Genomic DNA, 18,068 nt, shown 5'->3' on the forward strand with positions numbered 1-18,068 from the left:
ACGCGTTGCCAGAAATCATCGGTCACCACCCACGACTCAACTCTCTTGCGTGTCGCCATGCCTTAACCCAACCACCGCGTGAATGGCGGTTCGGGACGAGAGTTTACTATTTACGGATAACCTCTTACCAAGCGGCCACCGTGGAACCGGCTTTGCCGGGCCACCAGTGGCGCCCCCTTGAGGGGGCCGGCGTGAGCCGGTAGGGGGTGGCCTCAGGATCTGATCTTGTAGCCCCTCTTCAGCAGCGACAAAGCTAGGCCCGCTGCCACCACGAAGCTCACCGAGACGACGCCGAAACTGATCCACGGCGACACGTCGCTGACGCCGAAGAAGCCGCGACGGAAGCCGTCGATCATGTAGAAGAACGGGTTCAGGCGGCTGATGCCCTGCCAGAAGCCGGGCAGCGAATGCACCGAGTAGAAGACGCCCGAGAGGAAGGTCATCGGCATGATGATGAAGTTCTGGAAGGCGGCGAGCTGATCGAACTTCTCGGCCCACAGGCCGGCGATCAGGCCCAGCGTGCCCATCAGGCCGGCGCCGAGCACGGTGAAAGCCAGCACCCACAGAACGTTGTCCATCCCCGGCGGAGCGAACCACACCGTGACCAGCAATACACCCGCGCCCACCATCAGGCCACGCACGACGGCCGCACCGACGTAGGCGACGAACCACGCCGCGGGCGACAGCGGCGTCAACAGCAGCAAGACGAGGTTGCCGGTGATCTTGCTCTGGATGAGGCTGGACGAGCTGTTGGCAAACGCGTTCTGCAGCACGCTCATCATGACCAGGCCAGGGATCAGGAACTGCGTGTAGCCCACCGTGTCGTAGACCTTCACATGGTCTTCCAACGTGTGGCCGAAGACGAGCAGGTACATGACCGCCGTCAGCACCGGTGCGCAGACGGTCTGGAAGGCGACCTTCCAGAAGCGCAGCACTTCCTTCTTGAAGAGTGTTGAGGCCCCGCTGAACGTGTACACCCTTCGGCCTTCGGCCTGTCCCGCCAAGCGGGAGTGAGCTTGCTTGGGACGGCCCGGCGCGGCGCTCATGCCTGCTCTCCCTGCATGATTTCCAGAAACACGTCTTCCAGGTCGGCGCGGCCGATCTCCAGGTCTTCGATGGGAACGCCCTGCCCTCGCAACTCGGCCAGCGTCGTCTCCACCTCGTGGGCGTCATGCGCCGTGACCTGCACGATGCGCCCGGTCACGCGCGCTCGGGCGGCGATCTCAGGAGGGAGCACTGCATCCGTCTTGAAGCGCAGCATCGTCGACGCCGTGCCCGCCAGCAGCTGCGAGGTGCGATCCAGCGCGACGATGCGGCCGGCCTTCAGCATGCCGATGCGCTGGCACAGGGCCTCGGCTTCTTCGAGATAGTGCGTCGTCAGCAGCACGGTGTGGCCTTCCTTGTTCAGGCGGGCGATGAACTGCCAAAGCGTCTGGCGCAGCTCCACGTCCACGCCGGCCGTCGGCTCGTCAAGCACGATGACGGGCGGGCGGTGCACCAGCGCCTGGGCCACCAGCACGCGGCGCTTCATGCCGCCCGACAGCTGGCGCATGTTGGCGTTGGCCTTGTCGGTGAGGCCGAGGTTGTGCAGCAGCTCGTCGATCCAGGCGTCGTTGCCGTGCACGCCGAAATAGCCGCTCTGGATGCGCAGCGATTCGCGCACGCTGAAGAAGGGGTCGAACACCAGCTCCTGCGGCACCACGCCCAGCGCCTTGCGGGCGGCGGCGTAGTCGTCGATGACGTCATGGCCCATCACGCGCACGCGGCCCTCGGTCGCCTTGGTCAGGCCGGCCAACACGCTGATCAGCGTCGTCTTGCCCGCGCCATTGGGGCCGAGCAGGCCGAAGAACTCGCCGGGCTGAATGTCGAAGCTGACCCCATCCAGCGCCTTGAGCTGCCCTCCCCGGTAGGTTTTCTTGACGTTCTCGAAGGAGATGGCGGGCGGAGAACTGGAGTTCGGCATAGCCAGCCATTCTAAAAGTCGGCCCTGTTTCGGTGCCGATCACTGCCAGAATCCCCCGCGATGCCCACGCCCAAACGCCCCCGCCGCACCGCCGAACGCATCCTGGAGGTCACGCTGGATCTCTTCAACCGCTTCGGCGAGCCGAACGTGTCGACGACGCTGATCTCGGCCGAACTGAAGATCAGCCCGGGCAATCTCTACTACCACTACCCGGCCAAGGACGAGCTGATCAACGCGCTGTTCGGCCACTACGAGGCCCAGCTCAATGAACTGCTGGCGGCGGCCGACAACGTGCGCCACGTGGAGGACGCCTGGCTGTTCTTCCACATGTTGTTCGAGCTGATCTGGAAGCACCGCTTCCTCTACCGCGACCTCAACGACCTGCTGTTCAAGAACCGCCGGCTGGAGACGCACTTCCAGACGCTGCTCGCCGCCAAGGAACTGGCGATGCGCCAGGTGCTGTCGGGCCTGCACCTGGGCGGCGCGCTGAAGATGGAGCTGCGCGAGGCGGCGCCCACAGCCAACGCGATGGTCGTCGTCGTGAGCTATTGGCTGAGCTACGAATACGTGCGCGACCCGCGCCACGCGCTGGAGCCCGACCGTGCCGGCGAGGCCCTGCTGCGCGGCGCATTCCACGCGCTGAGCCTGCTGCTACCCTACCTCGAGCCTGCGTCCAAAGACCACCTCTACAAGCTGGCAGGCCAATATCAATCACCCACCTGACGGAGACAAGCCATGGCCAAGTGGACCGCCTTTCCCTACGACAACGCCGCCTTCGTCTACACGCCGGCCACGCTGAAGAAGCAATGGGCCCGCCTGCATGCCGGCGACGCCGAACCCTTCCCCAAGGACGCGGCCATCGTGCAGGCGTGGATCCACTTTCACGCCGGTGACTTCCAGGCCGCGTATGACGCAGGCCTGGCCGCAGGTGGCGCCGGCATCACCGTTGCCAACAAGGCCCAGGGCATCTACGCCAACTACCTTGAGAAGAAGGAGAAGGTGAAGCTGGAGATGTTCCTGGAGATCGCCGAGCGCGCCGAGGCGCAGCAGGGCGAGGACGCCAAGAATCCCAATGCCTACTACTGGCAGGCCTACGCGCTGGGCCGCTATGGCCAGGGCATCAGCATCGCCAAGGCGCTGGCGCAAGGCCTGGGCACCAAGGTCAAGGGTGCGCTGGAGACCACCATCCAACTGGCGCCCAAGCATGCCGACGCCCACATCGCGCTGGGCGCCTTCCACGCCGAAGTCATCGACAAGGTCGGCAAGCTGCTCGGCCGCACGCAGGGCGCGGACACGGCCACCGGACTGAAGATGTTCGAGCAGGCCCTCAAGCTCAATCCGACCAGCGCCATCGCGATGATCGAGCGCGCCAATGGCCTGGTCATGCTGGAGGGCGACAAGCGCATGACCGAGGCCGAGAAGCTGTACGCCGACGCGGCCGCCGGCGAGGCACTGGACGCGATGGAACTGCTCGACATCGAGCTGGCCAAGGAAGAACTCGAGGAGTAATTCACGGTTGCGGCGGCGGGTCGTGAACTCCGTCACAGCCGCCCACCCGTGCTTCCGGGGGTGCACGCCAGCGCATGGCAACGTAAGCTCCCCTCCCATAACTTACCCACTCAGCGAGACAGCGCCATGAAGTTCCTGATCCCCGCCCTTGCCGCCGTGACCGCCTTTGCCGCCCAGGCCGGGAACAACGCCACGCCCGAGCAGGCTGAGCTGAAGGCCGAATGCGCCCAGAGCTACAGCGACACCAGCAGCATCACGACGCCGGTCGCCGCCAACGAGTACCAGTTCGTCTACTCCGCCGGCAAGTACAAGGGCGAGGCCAAGCCGGGCAAGCTGCTGGCCTGCACCTCGCAGCAGTACGCCGCCTACCTGGACAACAAAGCTGACCCGGCCAAGGTGATGACCGCCTACCCGACCGCCGCCGGCCGCCCGACCACCAAGAAGAAGGCCAACCCCGCTCGCCTCTGATCCGGTCTCACCGTCAGCCCACGCAAGGCGCTCATTCGAGCGCCTTTGTTTTTGGGGCGCAGCGGCCTAATCTTGGTAGTGCTTCCCAACAATCAGGAGGTCTGCCATGAGAACCCTCGCAGCCGCAATCGCCGCGCTGATGTTCACCCTCCCCGCCTCTGCCGCCAACACGCCTGCGGACTACGCGCAGGCCACGTTGCGCGACGGCTGTGCGCAGAGTTACGCCAGCCACAGCGCCTACTACCCGCCCGGCAGCCAGACGCCGGCCTTCACCGGCGAACGCTACAAAGGCGACAGCCGCTACTACAACGACGCCAAGCCCTGCAACGAAGCGCAGTACGCGGTTTATCTGGAAAAGGCCGACCCGGCCACGGTGACGATGGCCTACCCCTCCGGCGCCGGCAAGAAGGCCAAGGCGAAGAAGCCGGCCACAGCAGCGTCCGCCAAATCGAAATAGGTTCAGGCCGCGTCGCCAGGCCAGGGCATCATCAGCGACAGCAGCAGCAGCTTCTCGAACTCTGGCGCGAAGTTGGCAATGATGGCCTCGGGGTCGGGGCACAGCACGGCGTCGGTGATGAGGCCGAACTGCACTCGGCCAGCGTAGGTCAGGAGGCTGACACCCATGCCGATGTCGCCCGACTGCGGCACCCAGAACATCACCTTCTCCACCGTCGAGCCGCAGAACTTCAGCGCCTCGGCCGGGCCGGGCACATTGGTCATCACCGCCGTCGCCTTCTTGGCGAAGAGGTTCAGCATCGCGTGCTGCACCGGTTTGATAAGCAGCCCCGCCACCGCCAGCAGCCCGAAGGCCATCACCGGCTGGAAGCTGCCCTTCAACTCGCTCATACGCGCCCGCACGGCGAACAAGCGCTCCACGGGGTTGGCGATGCCGATGGGCAGCACCAGCGGCACCAGGCCGAAGCGATTGCCCAGCTGCCAGGCCTGCTCCAGCGGCCGCAGGTTGACGGGCACCATCGCGCGGATCTCCTTGCCCGCCGGGTCATCGCCCTTGTCGGCCAGATAGCGGCCGATGGCGCCGGCCGCGCAGGCCAGCAGCACGTCGTTGATGGAGGCGCCCAGCGCCTTGCCGACGGCTTTCACGTCGTCCAGCGCCAGGCTGTCGTCCCAGGCCACCGTCTTCTTGGCGCCGGGCTTGCCCTTGAGCCGCGTGGGCGAGTCGTCCGGCATCAGCGCGAACGCGGCCACGTCGGACACGGCCTGGTAGCCCATGCGCGCCATTTCAAGCGGTGATCCCAGTGGCGAGTCCATCGTCGCGGTCATCGGTGTTGTAGCGCTCATCGCCATGTCCATCCCCTTGGCCACGCCCTTGCCCGTCAGCCCGATCGCCTTGACGGTCAGGTTCGACATGGGCCGCAGGAAGGCGTCGAGCTGCCAGTCCGTCTCGCTGGGTTCGTCCTTGGCCACGCGCTGCGGAGGCGCCTTGCCACCGTCGGTGATGGACAGCATCACGGCGATCAGCGCGATGCCGTCGGCAATGCAGTGGTGCACACGGCAGATCAGCGCGCTGCTGCCGTCGCCCATGTTCTCGATGAGCTGGAACTGCCACAGCGGGTGGGCGGGGTCCAGCGGCTCGCTGCACAGCTCGGCCACGCGCTCGCGCAGCACCTCGTCGCGGCTCTGGCCGCGCAGCGGCAGCGGCAGCTCGGCGACGACGTGTCGGGCGATGTCGAAGTCCTTGTCGGCCACCCACTGCGCGCCCATCAGCGCGTCATCGACCACCTTCTGCCGAAAGCGCGGGTACTGCAGCAGCCGCTCGGCCACGCGCTCGCGCAGCGCAGCCAAGGTGATGCCGGGGCGGATGGACCAGACCCCGACGATCATCATCAGGTTGGCCTCGGTGTCCATGCGCAGCCAGGCGGTATCCACCTTGGACATGCGTTCGCTGCTGGGGCCCATTCCGTCTCCTGGATGCTTTGTTATCGGGGCCTAAACTCGCGAGCCCGTCGTTCGATTGTCACCAGTCGAACCTATCGAATCAGCCCTGGAGAACCCCGTGAGCCTGAAAGACCAATTCGAAGCCGCCGTCGCCGGCTCCAAGGACCTGCCCGAGCGCCCCGACAACATGACGCTGCTCAAGCTCTACGCCCTCTACAAGCAAGGCAGCACCGGCGACGCGGACGGCAAGCGCCCCGGCTTCACCGACATGGTCGGCCGCGCCAAGTGGGACGCATGGAACGAGCTCAAGGGCACCAGCGCCGACGACGCCCAGCAGCAGTACGTCGACCTGATCGAGTCGCTCCGCTAATGTCTCGGGGATGGACCTGTCGGCACAGCCGGCAGCTCCGTCCTCGCTGATCAAGCCCGCGCCAGCGGCGCCCAGGAAGAACCGGCTTCAGGCCGGTTTCTTTTTGGGCGCCGCCTTCTTGTTGGCAGCGAGCAGCCCGTCAAGTTCCTTCTCGACCTCGGACTCGATGGTCCCCTTGAACGCGCCGAGCAGGAAGCCGAGCTGCGCGACAAGGTCGAAGCTGCTGGCGGTGACCGTCAGCTCGCCCTTCACGCCGGAGCGCGTGAACTCGACGGTGTCCTCGTCGTCGCCCTCGTGCACCGTGCATGCCATGTCGAACTTCTCTTCGACCTTCTCGGCCCACTTCCAGGCGATTTCGCGGGCGCGCTGAAGGCCCAGGGCATGGTCTCGGTGAATGCGGATCTCGGCCACGGTGGCTCTCCTTGCTGTCGTGCGCCGCACTCTAAGCCAGAAGCCCTGCGTAACACCCTGACTGATCGTTTGCACGGATACTTTGGCGCCGCCAGAACGGGACAAAGAAGCCCGCCAATACCGCCCAGAGAGGACTCATTGCGATTCGTCGACCCGGACCCGCACAGCCTGGCCCCCCTCGCCGAAGGTCTGGCGTATCTGCGCGCGGCCGAGCCGGACCATGAGCAAGCGGTCTACTGGTTCCGCGTGGCAGCAGATGCCGGCAATACCGAGGGCCTGGCCCTGCTTGCCTTCTGCCAGCTTGAAGGCCTGGGCCTGCCGCGCGACCCCGAGCAGGCCCGCCAGCGCCTGGAGTGCGCCTCGGCGCAAGGCAGCCTCACCGCCAAGTTCAACCTCGGCCGAGCCCTGGTCGCCGGCTGGGGCGGTGCGGCCGATGCCGCGCGCGGCGTGACTCTCTACACCGCCGCTGCGGCCCAGGGTCATGCCGACGCCACCTTCAACCTCGCCAGCTGCCTGGACGCCGGCTGGGGCTGCCAGGCCGACCGCCTCGCCGCCAAGGCCCTGTTCCTGCGCGCCCGCGCGCTGGGCAGCACGCTGCGAGCGCCGGGCCTGCGCGTGCGCCAGCGCGAGCTGGACAGCGTGCGCAAGCTGGCCCGCCGCTTCGCGCACGGCAGCGACCTCGCCCGCCTCATCGAGGAGCGCCAGCACGAGATCGCGCTGATGCACGAACTCGTCAACCACCCCGGCCGCAAGCCCCGCCGCAGCCGAGGCCAGCGCGGCTGGTTGACGCATGCCGTCGGCATCACCGCCGCCGTCGCGGGCCTGGCCGGGGTGGTGGCCGGGCTCTTCGGCTGGCGAGGTGGCCAACCGTTGACGCATGATGCCGGCCCCACGTCCATTCGCTGAGCCGTTGCCGCCTTGGTCCCGCTGCCGCTGAACGCCACCTCCGAGACGTCGGCTCCCTCGCCTACGGCTGTATGGGGCGGCGCGGGGGGCAGGCGTTGCCTTGAGCACACCGCCAACTCGGAATGAAGCCGTCCATTCAACCAAACAAGATCGTCGTCCTCTCGGGCTCTGGCATCAGCGCTGAGAGTGGGCTCCCGACTTTTCGAGATAGCGGCGGCCTTTGGAAGCAGTATTCATGGCAAGAGGTCGCGAGCCCAGAAGGTTGGGCGACTCGGCCGCAGGCGGTACTGGATTTCTACAACGAGAGGCGAGCACAGGCGTGGGTTGCACAGCCTAACGCCGCCCACCTTGCCATCGCATCACTCGAAGAGCGCTACGAAGTCGTCGTCATTACCCAGAATGTCGACGAGTTGCACGAGCGCGCAGGATCCAGCCACGTCATTCACGTTCATGGCCGCATCGCCTTCGCGCGCGGCACGTCTGTTCCTCCAAAGAGATATCGACTCGATGCGGCGCCCATCTCGCTTGGTCAGCTTTGCGAGGACGGGACGCAACTCAGACCTGACATCGTCTGGTTTGGAGAAGATATCGAGCACTACGGGGAAGCCAGAGCCCACGTCGCAACGGCATCGAAGGTGCTCGTCGTCGGTACATCGCTGTCCGTCTTTCCTGCGGCTTCGCTCGCCACACTGGCTAGAGGTCGAGCAGAGAAGGTTCTTGTCGCATTTGACGTCGAGAAAATTCCCTACGGCTTCAAGTTTCTTCGTGGCAAGGCCGCAGCCCTGATTCCCACCCTCGCAGAAAATTGGTTGCGCCAAGATAAGGCCGGCGACCTCACAGCTTCCGAGACCGTCAGCTAGCCGCCCGCACCGCCGGCTGCCTCGGATGCAGCCTCGCCATCGTCACCACGTCCTCGTAGACCCCATTGCGCATCGCGTATGCCTTGAGCCGCCCCTCGTGCTCGAAGCCATGCCGCTCGTACAGCCGGATCGCCCGCGCGTTGTCGTGATAGACCGTCAGCTCGATGCGCAACACCTGGGCCCAGTTGTCGGCGTAGTCGATCAGTGCCGTCATCAGCGCCTGACCCACGCCCTGCCCTTGTGAAGCCTTGGCGACGGTGATGCCCAGGCCCATCACATGGCGGCGGCGGACCGAGGGGCCGACCGGGTGCAGGCCGGCGAGGCCCACCGGCTTGTCGTCCAGAACGGCAGCCAATACCAGCTCGTTGGAGCCGGCCGCCGGCGGGTTCATGCCGGCGATGCGCTGGGCCCACATCTCCTCGCTGGCAAAGGGCAGTTGCAGCGTGCCGCCGAAGACATCGGGGTCGGCGAACTGTTCGGCAATGGCCGCAGCGTCAGCGGGTTTGACTCGTCGCAGGGTCAGCTTCATCGAGGCACCTTTCACCGGTCGAGCCGGGCTTGCGTCTTCATTGCCGGGACGCCGGGCTCAGCGCCTTGACGACAGCGCGCAGCGCCCGACTTGTCGACCTGGACCCGGCAGCCCGGGCTCCGGCCGGCGCATCCAGCGGCCAGGCGCCCTGGAAGGCGCGCCCGGGGAGGAATTGCCCCGCCTGGACGAGATCCAGCCGCCCATCGTTGTTCAGGTCCAGCAGGGCCAGCGGGCGGACCTGATTGCCAAAATACCCGTAGCCTGATTCGAACAACCGCTCCGGTTCGAAAGAGCCATCGCTGCGCTGCAGGTAGACGCCCGTCGAGCGCGTCGTGTCATGCGCCAGGATCACGTCCGCGCGGCCGTCGCCGTTGAGGTCACCCAGCAGCAACGCCGTCGCATTGAAGTCGGCATCCAGTCGCTGCGGCGGCGCAAAACCGCCTGCCACCGTGCCGGCCAAGACCCACAGTTCACTGTGGGTGCCGAATGGCGATGTCGGCACTTCGACGGAGATCAGCACGGACCCTCGCCCGCTTGCGTCCAGCTTCCCGGCCGCCAAGCCCTTGGGAGTGGCGCTTGGGAGCGGCAGCGTCTGCACGGGCCCGAACGCGCTGTCGGTGCGCAGTGCCCAGGCCAGTTCATAGCTGATGTTGTCCGCTGCAGTCTGAATCCACACCAGGTCCATGCGTGAATCGGCATTGAGGTCGACAGCCTGCCATTGAGCGATATAGCGGCCAGTCGACGGCACCAGCGTGGTTGACTGCCAGCTACCGTCCGCAAGGCGGCGCAGCTGCTGAATGCTTTGGAGGTCCACCAGCCCCACGACCCCCGGTTGACCGGCGTTCAATTCCGACGCCGCGCGGGCTCCGAACAAGTCCACCGCAGGCGACTCGCGCGTGAAGCTGCCGTCAGCCGCTTGGCGCAGTACGGCGACGGGGGCCAAAGGCGAGCAGCCGACGCGCATGATGATGTCGGGACGCTCATCACCGTCCACGTCGGCCACCGTCAGGCCGTCGAAGCCGCAGCCAGCGCCGGTGTAGAGCCGCCTGATGTTGCCGTAGCTGCCGTCGGCCTGCTGGAACCGCGCACCCACCATGTTGTCGCCGCCCGGGACGGGGCCTGCAAAAACCAGGTCGGTACGGCCATCGCCATCGATGTCGGCGGCAACGACCGATTCGACCGACACGTCCGTCGCCCAGGCCTGGGGGCGGCCCAGCGGCCCCGGGTCCGTGCGGAACACGATGCCGGTGCTGCTCATCGGGTTGCCGGCCGCATCGCTCAACTCCGTGACCACCGCTGCGACGTATTCCTTGTTGCGGATCAAGGGAGCGGCAATGACGGCCACCACGCTGTTGCCCTGCAGGGTTGCCGGAAGCATCTGCCCGGTGTCGCTCATCGGTGCCTTGATGCTGACCTGAAGCGCCACGCCGGGCGGCACGATCACCGGCTCGTCGAACGTGAACGTCAGCGTGCCGGTGATCGGCGCCTCCTGCGCGCCATCGGCAGGCGACGTGGACAGCAGATGCGGCCGGGCCGTGTCGATGCGGAAGCTGCTGAGCAGCGTCTGGGCGGGATTTCCTGCCCAGTCGGTGACCTGGCCACCGTTGCGCAGCTCGTACTGACCGTCCGGCAGCAGCGTGCTCGTTGAAGACATCAGCAGCGTCTTGCCGCCATCGCTCAAATGCAGTGGCTTCATCGCCATCGGGCTGCCATCGCGCAGCACCACGAGGCCTGCACTTCCCTGCAGCGACAGCGGATCGATGGGTTCGCTGAACTGCACTTGGGCCTCAAGCACCCCCTGACTGCTGGCGCCGCTGGCGGGCAGCGACTTGAGCACAGTCGGCGCCGTGGTGTCGCTGTGGCGCGACCCGACGCCATACGCCACCAGGTCATTGATCTGGACTGTTGCGGCGCCACCGTCGAACTTGGTGCTGGACGAACTGCGCACCGAACCGATGCCGGGCATGTACCACTCATCGAGGGTGACGCTGACCGTGCCGCTCGTCGGGTAGCCGGCCAACCTCACCGTCGACACGAAACCCGTGCGCACGTGCGACGCACCGGTGAATGCCCCCAGCTCGGTCGTGATCGGCTCAATGCCGACAAACAAGCTGTCGATGTGCAGGTCCACCGAGTCGAGTCGCCCGTCGCCGTTGACGTCCACCGACAGCGTCCGGTCGAACAGCACGACGGTCTGCCCCTGAGCGATGCCGAAGCGGACCACATCGATCGGGCCGGCCGCCTTCGTAAGGGCGTCGCTGTCAGGCCCGGGCACGGACACCACGCTGGTGGCTGTGCGCATCAGGTAGTCGTCGGTCTGGACGTCACTGGGGTCGCCGGCCCCGCTGCGCACCACGAAGGCACCACCTGCGGCAGCCACGGCCTCGCCGACCCGCTCGTGCCGCACCGTACCGGCCGGGTCTGACGCCGTGTGCCAGGTGCGGCGGTCGCCGGAGTTCAACGGGTAGATGTCAGGGCTGAGCGTCAACAACGCCGGGCCGCCGCCATCGGGGACCCCACCCCCGGCGCTGCCACCGCCACCGCCACCGCCACCGCCACCACAGCCTGCCAACAGAACGCAGACCGCCATGCCCACCGCAGCGCTTGCGCGTGCGATACCTCGTGCTGCCTGAATGGACTGCATCGTTGTTCTCCTCGCTCCCTGATGGCCTCGACGGGCCGGAGCGTCTTATAGCAGCGGTTCTGCTGCAGGGATCAGGGAGGGGTGTGCGCTTCGTTCACCGGCGACGCCAACGCCAACCGCCGCTCGTGCCTTGGCAGCAGCGCCAGGCGCTCTACGACCGCATGGAACTTCGTCCAGTCGCGCCCCTCGCGCTCGAACAGGCGCTCGAAGGCAGGCACGAGGTCGCTATAGGCCGACAGGATGGCGAAGTTGGCGTTGTTGGCGCGCTGAAACCAGGCCTCGTAGCCGGGTGCTTCGCGCGGCGCGCGTTCGCGCAGCTCGGCCAGGACGGCGGCCTTGGCAGCACGCCGCTGCTCGGCCGGGCCGTCGTAGACCTTCTGCAAGCGCTCGCGCCCTTCGCGGGCGAGCTTGAGGAAGGCCGCGCGGCGTGCCCGGCCGGCCTCAAAGGCGGCGAGCGCTTCCGGCTTGGCAGCGAGCCATTGGCGCGCGCCGAGCAGCTCGACGGCGCTGGCATAGGCCTCGTTGAAGCCGGTGTCGTCGCTGGCGTAGACGCGCTGGTGGGCCAGTTCGTGGAAGATCATCGCCGCCAGCTCGCCCTCGGCGTAGCGGATGAAGGTGTTGAGCAGCGGGTCGCCGCCCAGCAGGCGGCTCCAGCCCAGCGTGGAGTAGGCGGGAATGGCCTGCACCTGCGCCTCCCAGCCGTCCGCCTTCAGTGCCTCGGCGTGCTTTTTGGCTTCGTCCAGATCGAACCAGCCCTGGTAGCCGGCGCAGCCCATGATGGGATAGCACCAGGTCTTGAGCACGAAGCCGAACTCGGGCGCGGCGATGACGTTCCACACCGCCGCCGGGCGGCCCAGGTCGGCATAGCGGCGGTAGCTGTTGTTGTCGGGCAGGGCCAGGTGGCTGATGGCGAAATCGCGCATCTGCTGCGACAGGCGCAGGCGCTCGGCGAGGTCGGCCGGCGTGGCGGGGTCGGCCAGCCAATCGTCCACCGGCTTGGCGGCGCGGACGATGCCGAGATGGCCGCCGGCCGCCTGGGTCCAGTGGCCGACGGCGCTGCAGCCGCTCAAGGACAGCAGCGCGATGGACAGCAGCAGGCAGCGCAAAAGGCTTACGGGCCGAGCGCCGGGCCGCTCCCAAGCCGGCCCGCCATGGCGATGTGCTTGCCGGTCAATCCGGCAAGCATCGCCGTCCCCCCGGGGGACCGGCCAAGGTACACCTTGGACGAGGGGCTTCACGTCACGCGGCCTCGACCTCGACGAGGCAGTCGTAGAACGCCGGCGCGTTGCCCATGTCGGTCAGGCGCTGGTGCGTCACCTCGTTGACATTGGTGCCCTGCGCGCCGAGCTTGCGCCACCACACGCCCAGGCCGTTGACGACGCCGGGCCGGGCGCGCTGGCTGACCTTGAGCCGGGCGACGTAGCGGCCGCGGTCGTTGAAGGCGGAGACGAGCGCACCATCGGCCAGGCCGCGTGACGTGGCGTCGTCTGCGTGCATCTCGATCAGCGGCTCGCCCTCGATGTCGCGCAGGCTCTTCACGTTGACGAAGCTGCTGTTCAGGAAGTTGCGCGCCGGTGGCGAGATCATGGCCAGCGGGTAGCGGGCGGCCAGTTCGGGCGAGCTGGCGGCGCTCTCGTAGTTGGGCACGAAGTCGGCGCCCGCAGCCTGGGCGCGGCCGTTGGGCGTGCGGAAGCCGCCCTCGGCAAACGGGGCCTGGGCAATCGGCAATGGCAGCCAGCCTTGCTCGCGCAGCAGGTCCATGTCGATGTCGGCGGTGAAGGCCTGCGCCGCCAGCGCTTCGTCGCTGTCGCTGAAGCACAGGTCTGTCAGGCCCATCGCCGCGGCTAGCTCGCGGAAGATTTGCGTATTGCTCTTCGCCTCGCCGAGCGGGGCCACGGCGGGCTGGTTCATCAGCACGTCGGTGTGGCCGTAGGACGTGTGCACGTCCAGGTGCTCCAGCTGCGTCGTGGCCGGCAACACGTAGTCGGCGAGGTCGGCCGTGTCGGTCATGAAGTGCTCGAGCACGACGGTGAACAGGTCTTCGCGCTGGAAGCCCTTCACCACCTTGGGCGACTCGGGCGCCACCGCGACCGGGTTGCTGTTGTAGACGATCAGCGCCTCGATAGGCGGATCGGCCTGCAGCAGCGCGTCGCCAATCGCGCTCATGTTGACCATGCGCGGCGTGCGGCCAGCCAGCAGGTCGGGGCGTTCGAGGTCGGCGTTCTTGAAGGGCGCGTTCCAGCCCGAGGCCGACAGCAGCACGCCGCCGCTCTGGTGGCGCCACGCGCCCGTCAGGCAGGGCAGCAGCGCGATCAGGCGCACCGCATTGCCGCCGCCGCGCACACGCTGCAGACCGTAGTTCATGCGGATGGCCGCCGGTGTCGTGGTGCCGTAGTCACGGGCCAGCTCGCGCACCTCGTCGGCGCTGATGCCGCAGATCTCGGCGACTCGCTCGGGCGGCCAGGCCAGGGCCTTCTCGCGCAGCTCGTCCCAGCCGTCGACGTAACGCTCGATGTAGTCGCGATCCAGCCAATCGTTCTTGATCAGCTCATGCATCAGGCCCAGCGCCAGCGCGCCGTCGGTACCCGGCAGCACGGCGATGTGCTGGTGGCATTTGTCGGCGGTCTCGGTCTTGCGCGGGTCGATGCAGATGAGCTTGGCGCCCTCACGCTTGGCCTGGTTGGCATAGGTCCAGAAGTGCAGGTTGGAGGCGATGCTGTTGCTGCCCCAGATGATGATGAGCTTGGCGCCCGCGAAGTGCCGCGTGTGCATGCCCAGCTTGTGGCCGTAGGTGGCGGCCAGGCCCGCACCGCCAGCGGACGCGCAGATGGTGCGGTCCAGCCGCGCGGCGCCAAGCGCGTTCCACAAGCGGCCGGCCATCGCCTCGCCCTGGATCAGGCCCATGGTGCCGGCGTAGCTGTAGGGCTGGATGGTCTGCGGATCTTTGATGGCCTTCAGTCGCGCAGCGATGGCGGCGATGGCCTCGGCCCAGCTGACCTGCACGAAGGCCGGCGCCTCGGTCTTCTTGCTGACGCGCTTGAGCGGGTGCAGCAGGCGCTCCGGGTGGTAGGTGCGCTCGGGGTAGCGCGAGACCTTGGTGCACAGCGCGCCGTGGGTGTTGGGGTGGTCGGCGCGGCCCTGAACCTTGATGACACGCTCGTTCTCGACGGTGACCTGCATGGCGCAGGTGTCGGGGCAGTCGTGGGGGCAGGCGCCGTGGACGGTGCGGGTGGTCATGGCTGTCGCGGACTCCAGGAGATGCCGCGATTGTCGCGCGAGGCTCCCTGCTGGGCCCACTCGGGGTCACTGGGCAAAGGCTGGATAGCGATGGCTGTTTTGCAGCGTTATGGAGAGCTCTCCATAACGGCCCCTATGCATAGGACTGAACTATGCATACGTCCGCGGCATCCAGCACCGCCGTCCGCTGGTTCAGCAGGCTTGCCCAGGCTCGCGGCGCTTTGCATAGTTACGGGCTCTGCAGGAATTTCATCAGGTCGTCGCTGGCGCGGAAGCGCTTGAGCTAGTGTGGTGTTGCGTGCTTGACGGCACATTTAAAACCGATGCGTTTGGGCTTGTGGCAAGGCGCGAACCACAGCGATACCGAGGTATCGCGCGGATTTGCAACGCCGCCACGGGCTCAAAGGCGCGGTTTTAAGTGCCGGATAGCGCGCAACACCACACTAGGTGTCAGGCGCTTCGAGTCGCGCCAAGGCCTTCTCTTTGATTTCCATGCTGGCCTCAACGTAGCGGTGCGTCGTGTTCGTGCTCTCGTCGACGAGCCACTGGGCGATGATGATGAACGGCACGTCGCTTTGCAGCTGATGCATGCCGGTCGTGTGCCGCAGCACTGTGCGGCGAGATGAGTTTGGTCTTCAGACTCGGCTGGTCTACCGAGGCCCGCTCAACCGCAAGCGCCAGTCGCTGCGCCACGTTGCACCGCGTCATCGGCTGACCTGATCGTGCCTGCTGGGACACGCGCCAGGTCGGCCGTGCAGCGCTGCAGCTCTTCGAGAACGAACAGATCATTCAGAACGAGGCGGGTTAGGTGCCCCGTCAGCCGCCCGGCTGGCCGACGCCGACGCGGCTTCGGGCTCAGGCCGGGCGCCGACGCCGGCGGCCGACCAGCAGCAATCCAGCCAGCGCGCTCAGGGCCATGCTCAGGCTGCCTGGCTCGGGCAAGCGGGTGGGTGCCACAGCCAGGTCGAATTCGGCGCCGGTGCCGTTCTTGCCGACCAGGTCGCCGTAGGTCGTCGTCTGCAGCGGCGTGCCGTCACGGCTGTACTGATCGAAGTACTGCGTCGGCCCGCGAACCACCCACAGCGTGTTGTCGGCGTAGTCCATCGCCAGTGCGCCACCCTCCAGATCGGTGAGGGAAGCAATCAACGCGCCGCCCATCTGATAGTTGCGCAGCACGCCAGTGGTCCCGTTTTGCGTCTCCAGGGCGCCTTGCAGCCAGAGCGTGTTATTGGTCGGGTCGTAGGTGATGCCTGTCGCCCGGACACCGTCGCCCGCCAGGAACAGCAAGGTCGGATCGCCCCATTCGCGGTCGAAGGCGTAGACGGCCGAGGCGTTGCCGTCATAGCCGGCTGCGACGGCATAGTTGCGCCGGCCATCGGTGGTGCCATCGACGAGGCCCACCGCAGTGGACTGCACATAGGTCGTGCCGGTCTGCGTCAGATCGAGGTTGTAGCGGCCGCCGAAACCATTGCCGTTGCCCATGGTGCGCACATCGCCATACACGGCGATGGGCTGTTCACAATGGTTGCAGTAGGTGGGTGCCGAACCGGTGACCGCGTCGCCCTGAACCGTGTACAGGGTCTTGGACGACCAGTTGGTGAGGTACAGGGTCGACACCGGGCCAGCGTGGGCCGGGGCCCACATGGCGGCTGTTGCGGCGAACGCCAGCAGGGCGACGGCATATGTCTTGATTTGAATCATGGCTTCTCTCTGGAATGAAGGCCTGAAGTTCAGGCCATTCGGGCAGGAACATGGTCAGCGCGCCACCGCGCCGGAGGGATTCGAACGGTTGAACGTCAGGGCGCCATGGGCGCGCGCAAAGGCCTCGGTGCAGACCTCGCCGACCCGGCCGCGCAATGTTGGGTAGAGCGACTCCAGTTCTGCCAGCGTGAGCTTGTGTGCCACGCGCACGTGGTGCACGCAGACGGCGCCGCTCTCGCTCCATCCGGCCTCGAAAGCCTGGCCGGGCAGCATGTCCGCTTGCTGCACGCCCTGCGTGTCGTAGACGTCGATCTGCCGGCCGTTCTCGGTGTAGGCCAGGCCGTGGCCGCCGTAGTCGGCACGCACCATGCGTAGGCAGGCGTTGTAGGTGCCGCGCATGGAGGCGCCCTGCGGCGTTGTCTGCCACGGCTCATAGCCCATGCGCAGGCACTTCGCCAGCGCGCCGCTGGTGCAGCTGACTGCATAGCTGGCAGGCTCGTCGGCCAGCGAGCCATCCGCCTGCTCGCGGCCCGGCAGCACGACGGCGTAGTGGGTGCCGTCGCTGTGCGGCGCGCAGAGCGGCTTCCAGCCCTGCAGGTCGGTCTGCACCGACAGTTCGTGCGCCCACCAACTGCGGGCGCCGCCATCACTCACGCGCTGCGCGCTGTCGATGCGCAGCACGGCGCCACCGGCCAGGCGCAGCTCGGCGCCGACCAGATCAGCGGAACGCAAGCTGCCACCGGGTGCCTGCAAGACCCACTCGGTGCCTTCCGCGCGCAGTGGCGCTGCAGGCGCGGCCGCGATGGACAGGCCATGCAGGGCGAGGCCCAGGGCAGCGATGCAGGCGCGTGTCGTTCGCATGGCGGCGTCTCGGCGTGTGGCGAGGTTCAGCGAACCGTCAGCGCGCGACCGTCGCGCAGCAAGATGGTTTCGACCTTGGGCATGCCGGCTTCGGCGGCGCCGAGCTGCGTGCCGTTGACGACGAACCCGTTGGTGAACAAGCCATTTTGTTTCATGCCGTTCAACTGCAACCCGTTTTGTTTCATGCCGTTCAACTGGATGCCGTTGATGGAGATGCCGTTGATAGAGATGCCGTTGGCGATGGCGGCAGCATGGGCGGCCGGCGCGCAAGCCAGGGCGCCAGCGGCGATGGCGGTGGAGAGCAGGGCGCGGAGGGTGGTGGTCTTCATGGCGGTGTCCTTGAGGTGGGTGTGTTGCGGCGGCAAACGCAGCGTCGCTACTTGGGGATACGCGCTTGCCTCGCGCGGACCGCCACCCAACTACCCCCATGAATGAGGGGGTTAGGGCAACGCTGAACAAGTCCCTCGCGCGCAGCGCATCCCTGCTTTGGGCGGCCTGCGGCGTTGCAAATCCTCGCCATAGCCAGCTATGGCTGCGGTTTGCGCCTTGCAGTCCATCCCAAACCAGGGCGCGCTGCATCGCGGGGACTTAGAGGTTATCCGTAAATAGTAAACTCTCGTCCCGAACCGCCATTCACGCGGTGGTTGGGTTAAGGCATGGCGACACGCAAGAGAGTTGAGTCGTGGGTGGTGACCGATGATTTCTGGCAACGC

At 66.8% G+C, this 18,068-nt stretch carries 19 protein-coding genes; 7 read left to right on the forward strand and 12 right to left on the reverse strand.

What is annotated here, in order from left to right; translation table 11 throughout:
• Positions 1 to 212 precede the first annotated feature (212 nt).
• Positions 213 to 977 (reverse strand): ABC transporter permease, encoded by a 765-nt coding sequence (locus ABIS05_RS25380; RefSeq protein WP_348010261.1) that lies wholly within the window; start codon positions 975 to 977, stop codon positions 213 to 215.
• A 65-nt stretch (positions 978 to 1,042) separates the two neighbouring features.
• Entirely contained in the window at positions 1,043 to 1,963 is a 921-nt protein-coding gene (locus tag ABIS05_RS25385; RefSeq protein WP_348010262.1) for an ABC transporter ATP-binding protein, read from the reverse strand.
• A 60-nt stretch (positions 1,964 to 2,023) separates the two neighbouring features.
• On the opposite strand from ABIS05_RS25385, the gene ABIS05_RS25390 reads away from it, so the two are divergent.
• The 4 genes from ABIS05_RS25390 to ABIS05_RS25405 all read left to right on the forward strand — a co-directional run bounded on the left by ABIS05_RS25390 (position 2,024) and on the right by ABIS05_RS25405 (position 4,397).
• Positions 2,024 to 2,686, forward strand: coding sequence for a TetR/AcrR family transcriptional regulator (locus ABIS05_RS25390; RefSeq protein ID WP_348010263.1), 663 nt, complete (start codon positions 2,024 to 2,026; stop codon positions 2,684 to 2,686).
• A 12-nt stretch (positions 2,687 to 2,698) separates the two neighbouring features.
• Positions 2,699 to 3,472 (forward strand): hypothetical protein, encoded by a 774-nt coding sequence (locus ABIS05_RS25395; RefSeq protein ID WP_348010264.1) that lies wholly within the window; start codon positions 2,699 to 2,701, stop codon positions 3,470 to 3,472.
• 126 nt (positions 3,473 to 3,598) lie between these two features.
• On the forward strand, positions 3,599 to 3,940 hold the full coding sequence (locus ABIS05_RS25400; RefSeq protein ID WP_348010265.1) for a hypothetical protein: 342 nt from the start codon (positions 3,599 to 3,601) through the stop codon (positions 3,938 to 3,940).
• 106 nt (positions 3,941 to 4,046) lie between these two features.
• Entirely contained in the window at positions 4,047 to 4,397 is a 351-nt protein-coding gene (locus ABIS05_RS25405; RefSeq protein WP_348010266.1) for a hypothetical protein, read from the forward strand.
• Between the two features lie 2 nt (positions 4,398 to 4,399).
• Here ABIS05_RS25405 and ABIS05_RS25410 read toward each other — a convergent pair whose 3' ends face one another.
• The gene (locus ABIS05_RS25410) at positions 4,400 to 5,857 is read right to left on the reverse strand and encodes a wax ester/triacylglycerol synthase family O-acyltransferase (RefSeq protein WP_348010267.1); all 1,458 of its coding nucleotides are present in this window, start codon (positions 5,855 to 5,857) and stop codon (positions 4,400 to 4,402) included.
• A 97-nt stretch (positions 5,858 to 5,954) separates the two neighbouring features.
• Here ABIS05_RS25410 and ABIS05_RS25415 point away from each other — a divergent pair, with 97 nt between their 5' ends.
• Entirely contained in the window at positions 5,955 to 6,206 is a 252-nt protein-coding gene (locus tag ABIS05_RS25415) for an acyl-CoA-binding protein (protein ID WP_348010268.1), read from the forward strand.
• A gap of 87 nt (positions 6,207 to 6,293) precedes the next feature.
• Here the strand turns inward: ABIS05_RS25415 and ABIS05_RS25420 are convergent, their stop codons facing one another.
• A complete protein-coding gene (locus ABIS05_RS25420; RefSeq protein WP_348010269.1) occupies positions 6,294 to 6,617 on the reverse strand; it encodes a polyhydroxyalkanoic acid system family protein in 324 nt (107 codons plus the stop codon).
• A 138-nt stretch (positions 6,618 to 6,755) separates the two neighbouring features.
• Between ABIS05_RS25420 and ABIS05_RS25425 the strand changes: the two genes are divergently transcribed.
• On the forward strand, positions 6,756 to 7,523 hold the full coding sequence (locus ABIS05_RS25425) for a hypothetical protein (RefSeq protein WP_348010270.1): 768 nt from the start codon (positions 6,756 to 6,758) through the stop codon (positions 7,521 to 7,523).
• A 122-nt stretch (positions 7,524 to 7,645) separates the two neighbouring features.
• Entirely contained in the window at positions 7,646 to 8,383 is a 738-nt protein-coding gene (locus ABIS05_RS25430) for a Sir2 family NAD-dependent protein deacetylase (protein ID WP_348010271.1), read from the forward strand.
• On the opposite strand, the gene ABIS05_RS25435 is transcribed toward ABIS05_RS25430, so the two are convergent.
• From ABIS05_RS25435 to ABIS05_RS25470, 8 genes are all read right to left on the reverse strand, one after another.
• A complete protein-coding gene (locus tag ABIS05_RS25435; protein ID WP_348010272.1) occupies positions 8,376 to 8,912 on the reverse strand; it encodes a GNAT family N-acetyltransferase in 537 nt (178 codons plus the stop codon). The two genes, ABIS05_RS25430 and ABIS05_RS25435, sit on opposite strands and share 8 nt — an antisense overlap.
• A gap of 37 nt (positions 8,913 to 8,949) precedes the next feature.
• On the reverse strand, positions 8,950 to 11,556 hold the full coding sequence (locus tag ABIS05_RS25440) for an FG-GAP-like repeat-containing protein (RefSeq protein WP_348010273.1): 2,607 nt from the start codon (positions 11,554 to 11,556) through the stop codon (positions 8,950 to 8,952).
• 71 nt (positions 11,557 to 11,627) lie between these two features.
• A complete protein-coding gene (locus ABIS05_RS25445; protein WP_348010274.1) occupies positions 11,628 to 12,662 on the reverse strand; it encodes an aminopeptidase in 1,035 nt (344 codons plus the stop codon).
• 133 nt (positions 12,663 to 12,795) lie between these two features.
• The gene (locus ABIS05_RS25450) at positions 12,796 to 14,793 is read right to left on the reverse strand and encodes a molybdopterin oxidoreductase family protein (protein ID WP_348010275.1); all 1,998 of its coding nucleotides are present in this window, start codon (positions 14,791 to 14,793) and stop codon (positions 12,796 to 12,798) included.
• Positions 14,794 to 15,236: 443 nt separating this feature from the next.
• On the reverse strand, positions 15,237 to 15,383 hold the full coding sequence (locus ABIS05_RS25455) for a hypothetical protein (protein WP_348010276.1): 147 nt from the start codon (positions 15,381 to 15,383) through the stop codon (positions 15,237 to 15,239).
• A 265-nt stretch (positions 15,384 to 15,648) separates the two neighbouring features.
• Entirely contained in the window at positions 15,649 to 16,494 is an 846-nt protein-coding gene (locus tag ABIS05_RS25460) for a hypothetical protein (RefSeq protein ID WP_348010277.1), read from the reverse strand.
• A gap of 54 nt (positions 16,495 to 16,548) precedes the next feature.
• Positions 16,549 to 17,355 carry an ADYC domain-containing protein gene (locus ABIS05_RS25465; protein WP_348010278.1) on the reverse strand — a complete coding sequence of 269 codons (807 nt, stop codon included), beginning with the start codon at positions 17,353 to 17,355 and terminating at the stop codon, positions 16,549 to 16,551.
• A 26-nt stretch (positions 17,356 to 17,381) separates the two neighbouring features.
• Positions 17,382 to 17,684: a hypothetical protein gene (locus ABIS05_RS25470; protein ID WP_348010279.1), complete on the reverse strand. Its 303-nt coding sequence runs from the start codon at positions 17,682 to 17,684 to the stop codon at positions 17,382 to 17,384.
• Between the last annotated feature and the right edge of the window lie 384 nt (positions 17,685 to 18,068).

It is taken from the genome of Roseateles sp., assembly GCF_039929605.1.
GTDB lineage: Bacteria > Pseudomonadota > Gammaproteobacteria > Burkholderiales > Burkholderiaceae_C > Pelomonas.